Origin of the sequence: Pseudodesulfovibrio sp. S3 (assembly GCF_004025585.1) — a bacterium.
Taxonomy (GTDB): Bacteria; Desulfobacterota; Desulfovibrionia; order Desulfovibrionales; family Desulfovibrionaceae; genus Pseudodesulfovibrio.
In genome coordinates this window covers 1-5,498 of the sequence record NZ_QTZO01000037.1, presented here as the reverse complement: position 1 = coordinate 5,498, position 5,498 = coordinate 1, and the positions used below count along the sequence as shown (strand labels likewise).

Annotated in this window: 5 protein-coding genes; 1 reads left to right on the top strand and 4 read right to left on the bottom strand. The window is 57.1% G+C overall.

The window, feature by feature from the left end:
• Positions 1–231 precede the first annotated feature (231 nt).
• From DWB63_RS17095 to DWB63_RS17080, 4 genes are all read right to left on the bottom strand, one after another.
• Positions 232–1,422 carry a branched-chain amino acid ABC transporter permease gene (locus DWB63_RS17095; protein WP_128330083.1) on the bottom strand — a complete coding sequence of 397 codons (1,191 nt, stop codon included), beginning with the start codon at positions 1,420–1,422 and terminating at the stop codon, positions 232–234.
• On the bottom strand, positions 1,403–2,311 hold the full coding sequence (locus tag DWB63_RS17090) for a branched-chain amino acid ABC transporter permease (protein ID WP_128330082.1): 909 nt from the start codon (positions 2,309–2,311) through the stop codon (positions 1,403–1,405). The genes DWB63_RS17095 and DWB63_RS17090 overlap by 20 nt, the downstream gene beginning before the upstream one ends.
• Positions 2,312–2,375: 64 nt before the next feature.
• A complete protein-coding gene (locus DWB63_RS17085) occupies positions 2,376–3,527 on the bottom strand; it encodes a branched-chain amino acid ABC transporter substrate-binding protein (protein ID WP_128330081.1) in 1,152 nt (383 codons plus the stop codon).
• Between the two features lie 38 nt (positions 3,528–3,565).
• A complete protein-coding gene (locus DWB63_RS17080) occupies positions 3,566–4,321 on the bottom strand; it encodes an ABC transporter ATP-binding protein (protein ID WP_128330080.1) in 756 nt (251 codons plus the stop codon).
• 352 nt (positions 4,322–4,673) lie between these two features.
• On the opposite strand from DWB63_RS17080, the gene DWB63_RS17075 reads away from it, so the two are divergent.
• The gene (locus tag DWB63_RS17075; RefSeq protein ID WP_128330079.1) at positions 4,674–5,429 is read left to right on the top strand and encodes an SDR family oxidoreductase; all 756 of its coding nucleotides are present in this window, start codon (positions 4,674–4,676) and stop codon (positions 5,427–5,429) included.
• The last annotated feature ends 69 nt before the right edge of the window (positions 5,430–5,498 follow it).

Genomic DNA, 5,498 nt, shown 5'->3' with positions numbered 1-5,498 from the left:
TCGTATGTGTATAAGAGACAGATCCCCTCCCTTTTCCTAAACTTTATATGGCCGCTTCGCGGGGGAGGGTGTTGTCGATATTGCAAATCCGGGCACCATTGCAGGGCACCCTTCACGCCGCCATCCGTATCTTTGCTGTCCCCTTCCTTTACCGGCGGCGCGCCAAAAGGTTCTGAAGGGGGGGGAAGGGGGAAACTTCTTTCAGGAGGTTTCCCCCGGTCCTCTTAACGACTACTCCGCTTCTTCAGACCGTCTGCCCACGCGTTTGGCGGGCCAAATGCCTGCCGGACGGACAAGCATCATCAGGGTCATGGCACCGCCGAACACGAGCATGCGGTAGAGCTCGAATTCGCGGAAGAGCTCGGGCAGGGCCACCAGGGCGAGCACGCCCAGGATGACGCCCGGAATGGACCCCATGCCCCCGAGAATGACCATGGCGAGCACCATGGCGGATTCCAGGAACGTGAATGATTCCGGGCCGACGAACTTCATGCGTGCGGCAAAGAAGGCTCCGGCGAAACCGGCAAAGGTTGCGCCCATGGCATAGGCCAGGAGTTTGAGCAAAAAGGTGTTCACGCCCATGAGTTCGGCAGCGGTCTCGTCTTCGCGGATGGCCTCCCAGGCACGGCCTATGCGCGAGTAGTTGAGCCGGTAGACCGACAGGATGGTGATGCAGGCAATGGCCAGGATCACATAGTACATGCTGGAAAGAGACTTGAATGAGTAGCCGAAGAATTCGGGCCGGGGAATGGACAGGATGCCGTTGGGACCGTTGGTCAGCGACATCCAGTTGTTCAGGATGAGACGGACGATTTCACCGAACCCAAGGGTGACAATGGCCAAATAATCCCCGCGCATCCTGAGCGTGGGATAGCCGATGATGCTCCCGGCAATGGCGGCCACGATCCCGGCCACGGGCAGGCAGAGCCAGAACGACATCCCGAAATGCAGACTCATCAGTGCATAAGTATAGGCGCCCACACCGTAGAAGGCGATATATCCGAGATCGAGCAGCCCGGCCAGACCGATGACGATGTTCAGCCCCAGGCCGAGGCAGACATAGATGAGCACTGAAATGGCAACGTCATGGGCATAACGGCCGGTAACCAGTGGGTAGGCGATGGCAAAGGCCAGGACGATGGAAAGTACGACCCAGCGTGGTGTTCTTTCATAGAGTTTCTGAAAACTGCCCGAAGCGGACTTAATGGGAGTTCCCACGGAGTCGAGATACCCCGCCTCCTTGACCTGATAAAAGAACATGATGAACACCGCAGCCACGGCCACGTAACCGAAAACCGTGAAGGTCTTCCCGAACTCCAGCCCCTCGGGCAGGATGCCGAGCATGGGCCACAGCAGGAGGAGGAACCATGCGAGGCCCACCCCGCAGGCCAACCACAATCGTTTAGACTCGTGTATCGTCAACGTTCTCTCCCATGATGCCGGTGGGTTTGAAATAGAGCACGCCGATCAGGATGATGAAGGCGAACACGTCCTTGTACTCACCGGAGATGTATCCGGCAGCGAAAATTTCGACCATGCCGATGATCAGGCCGCCGACCAAGGCGCCGGTGATATTGCCGATGCCTCCGAGCACGGCTGCGGCAAAGGCCTTGATGCCCGGCACGAACCCCATGGAGTAATTGACCGAGCCATAATAGAGCCCGACCATGATGCCTGCGGCGGCAGCCAGGGCCGCGCCCACGGCAAAGGTAATGGCGATGATGCGGTTGGAGTTGATGCCGACCAGGGCGGACATGATCTTGTCCTGGGACGTGGCCCGCATGGCCCGGCCGATCCTGGTCTTGAAGACCAGCAGGTTCAGGCCGACCAGCAGTGCGGCGGTCAAGCCCACGATGAAAATCTGCATATAGGAGACGGAGATCGTTCCCAACTGGAACCCGCCTGAAGTGATCTCCGTGGGATAGGCCTTGTCATACACCCCCTGGGTGAGCATCAGGCCGTTTTGCAGGAAGATCGACATGCCCAAGGCGCTGAGCAGCGCAGCCAGTCGCGAGGCCTGCCGCAGCGGTTTGTAGGCAAGTCGTTCCACGGCCATGGCCAGCAGTGCGCAATAGCCCATGGCCAGGACCAGGGAAATCCCCAGGCATACATAGGGGTGCAGGCCCTGGGAAGCCAGATAGGAGATCAGGATCACGCCCATGTACCCGCCGGCGGCAAAAAACTCGCCGTGAGCGAAGTTGATAAGCTGAATGATGCCGTAAACCATGGTATAACCCAGGGCGATGAGGGCGTAGAGCCCCCCGAGCGTGATGCCGTTGATCAACTGTTGGAGAAAAAAATCTAAATCCATATCATTCCAGTATCCGGAACCCCGCAGACGCGGGGTTCCGGTTGGTTTGTCAGCCTGTTACAGCCTAGTATTTTTCGCCGGTCAGGGAATTCCAGTAGGGCACGAACTGGCCGTCCTTGATCATGTAGACAGTGTAGTTGGAGCCGGAATCGCCGTTCTCCTGGTACTTGACCTGCTTGGAGGCGCCGGTGAAATCAAGCTTCATCAACTCTTCGCGGACCTTGACCGGATCAGTGGTGCCCGCGGCCTTGACGGCCATCAGGTAGGCAGTGGCAGAGTCAAAGGAATAAGCGGAGTAGGCACCGGGTTCGTTGCCGGTCTTTTCCTTATATTTGGTCTGGAACTCCTTGTACTTGGGGGCATCCTTGTCAATGGCGCCGAAAGTGCAGAACATGCCTTCGGAATCACCCTTGGCGATTTCCATGAGTTTCGGGTGGTAGACGGCGTCCTGACCCATCAGAATGGCAGTGATGCCCAGGCGCTTGGCCTGGATAACCATGAGCGCACCAGTGGCGGAGTTCTGCAGGGAGATGTAGAGCAGGTCGGGATTGGCGGATTTGACCTTGGTCAACACGGCGGAATAGTCCTTGTCGCCCTGGTTGACGTGGTCGTGTTCCAGCACTTCGATGCCAGCGGCAACGGCAGCGGCGGCAACGCCTTCGGCCAGGCCCTGGGAATAGGTGGTCTTGTCATCCACGATGAATATGGTCTTCACGCCTTCAACGTCCTTCATGAACTTGACGGCAGCCGGAGCCTGGTGGTCGTCACGACCGCAGGTACGGAACATGTAGGGCAGGCCGCGTTCGGTGACCTTGGGGCTGGTGGAGGCCGGAGTGAGCATGATGATATTCTCTTCGGCCAGGGTCTCGGAAGCGGGAATGGTAGAGCTGGAGCAATAAGCGCCGACAACGCCGGTGACTTTCTCATTGATCAGCTTGTTGGCAGCGGCCACGGCCTGTTTCGGATCGCAGGCGGTATCCTGGGGAAAGACTTCGATCTTGGTAAAACCCTCAATGCCGCCGGCCTCGGTAAAGACCTCGACAGCGATTTCAGCGCCCTGACGAATGTCATTGCCGTCAGCAGCATAGGGACCGGTCAGTGGGGACATGGTACCGATTTTCAGAACTTTTCCCTCTGCTTTCTCTTCGCCGCCACAGCCGGCAAGGAGCAGGCCCAGCGCAGCCAGAGCCACTACAAGTACGAGCAAACGTTTCATAAAAACTCTCTCCATTCGTTGCGGTTCCGCCAGCCTCTCTACTGGCCCAAATATGCCTCAATCACGTCGGGATTCTTCTGAATCTCTTCAGGCAGTCCCTCTGCGATCATTACTCCGTGGTCGAGAACAACAATACGGTTGCAAATGCCCATGACGACTTTCATGTCGTGTTCCACCATAAGCACATTGATACCCAGTTCGGTGATGCGGCCGATGGATTCCATCAATTCCTTGGATTCGGCCGGATTCAGTCCGGCAGCAGGTTCGTCCAAGAGGATGGTATGCGGTTCGGAGGCCAGGGCGCGGGCGATTTCAAGCCTGCGCTGGTGACCGTAAGGCAGGTTGGAGGCCACTTCGTCAGCCCTTGTGCCCAGCCCCATGAAATCCAATGCCTTTTGCGATTTTTCGATGATCCGCGCCTCTTCACGCTGTTGGCCGGGACTGCGCAGGATGGCGCCGAGAACACCGGCCTTTGAGCGGCTATGCTGGGCCACCATGCAGTTTTCGAGCGCCGTCATGTTCTGGAACAGCCGGATATTCTGAAAGGTCCGGGCAATGCCCATGGATAGAACCTGATAGGGCCGCAGTCCGGTTATGGTGGTGCCGTCATAGGACACCGACCCGCTCGAGGCCGTGTAGACCCCGGTGATCACGTTGAAAACCGTGGTCTTGCCCGCTCCGTTCGGACCGATCAATCCCACAACTTCGCCTTCGGATATTGAAAAAGCCACATCGGTAAGAGCCTGCAGGCCACCGAAACGGACACAGATGTCGTCAAGAATAAGATTTGCCATAATTACCTAATCAAATGGTAGAAATCGTCCGCCAAGACATCAGGAAGAACCCCATGCCCGCCACCGCAATCAATTGGAATGACGAACACTCTATGATTGGACGCTACTTTCTACCCCATTTGGGAAAAAAAGTCTAATAAACGATTAATTTATTGAAAAGATGAGCAACGTTTGGCATTCCTGACAAACATAAGAATATTATTCGTGGTTTGACCTGCCAACAGTGGCCAAAAATGGGTTTTATTATGTATTTTGTGACTTCGTGCAGGAGAAGCGGCCGTTGACCGCACAGTTTGCATCAAATACGTCAAACCACAGCCCTGAAGGAAAACCAGAAACAAGGATTATAGAAATGCCCAAGACAGTACTCATCACCGGCGCAACCGCCGGATTCGGCAAGGCCATGGCCCAGCGATACGCAAACGAGGGTTGGAATCTCATCCTCACTGGCAGAAGGGCTGAACGTCTTGAAGAACTCAAGACCGGACTCGCACCCGCCAAAGTGCACACCCTCTGCTTCGACGTCCGCGACCGCCAGGCCTGCCAACAGGCCGTGGATTCCCTGCCAGCCGAATTCAAGGGCATCGACGTCCTGGTCAACAACGCAGGTCTCGCCCTCGGCCTGGAACCGGCCCAGTCCTGCGACCTGGACGACTGGGACGCCATGGTGGATACCAACATCAAGGGCCTCATGTACATGACCCGGGCCGTATTGCCCTCCATGGTCGAACGCAACAAGGGCCACATCGTCAACCTCGGCTCAGTGGCCGGAACCTACCCCTACCCCGGCGGCAACTGCTACGGCGGCACCAAGGCCTACGTAAACCACTTCTCCAAAAATCTCCTGGCCGACCTCCTCGGCACCAAGGTCCGCGTCACCAACATAGAACCCGGCCTGTGCGAAACCGAATTCTCCGTGGTCCGCTTCAAGGGCGACAAAAAAGCCGCCGACAAGGTCTACGAAGGCACCCAACCCATCACCCCCGAAGACATAGCCGAAATAGTCTACTGGACCACCACCCTGCCCCCGCACGTCAACATCAACGCCCTCGAAGTCATGCCCGTCCAACAGGCCTTCTCCCCCTTCGCCATCTCACGCGATAAATAAGTAAGCCTCCGGCGGCCGGGGGAAGGGGAGGAGAAACCCTTTGAAAAGGGCTTTCTCCTCCCCTTCCCC

Excerpts from the sequence above, each read along its gene's own strand:
- DWB63_RS17090 (WP_128330082.1), bottom strand. The coding sequence starts at position 2,311 with ATGGATTTAGATTTTTTTCTCCAACAGTTGATCAACGGCATCACGCTC.
- DWB63_RS17085 (WP_128330081.1), bottom strand. The coding sequence starts at position 3,527 with ATGAAACGTTTGCTCGTACTTGTAGTGGCTCTGGCTGCGCTGGGCCTG.
- DWB63_RS17080 (WP_128330080.1), bottom strand. The coding sequence starts at position 4,321 with ATGGCAAATCTTATTCTTGACGACATCTGTGTCCGTTTCGGTGGCCTG.
- DWB63_RS17075 (WP_128330079.1), top strand. The coding sequence starts at position 4,674 with ATGCCCAAGACAGTACTCATCACCGGCGCAACCGCCGGATTCGGCAAG.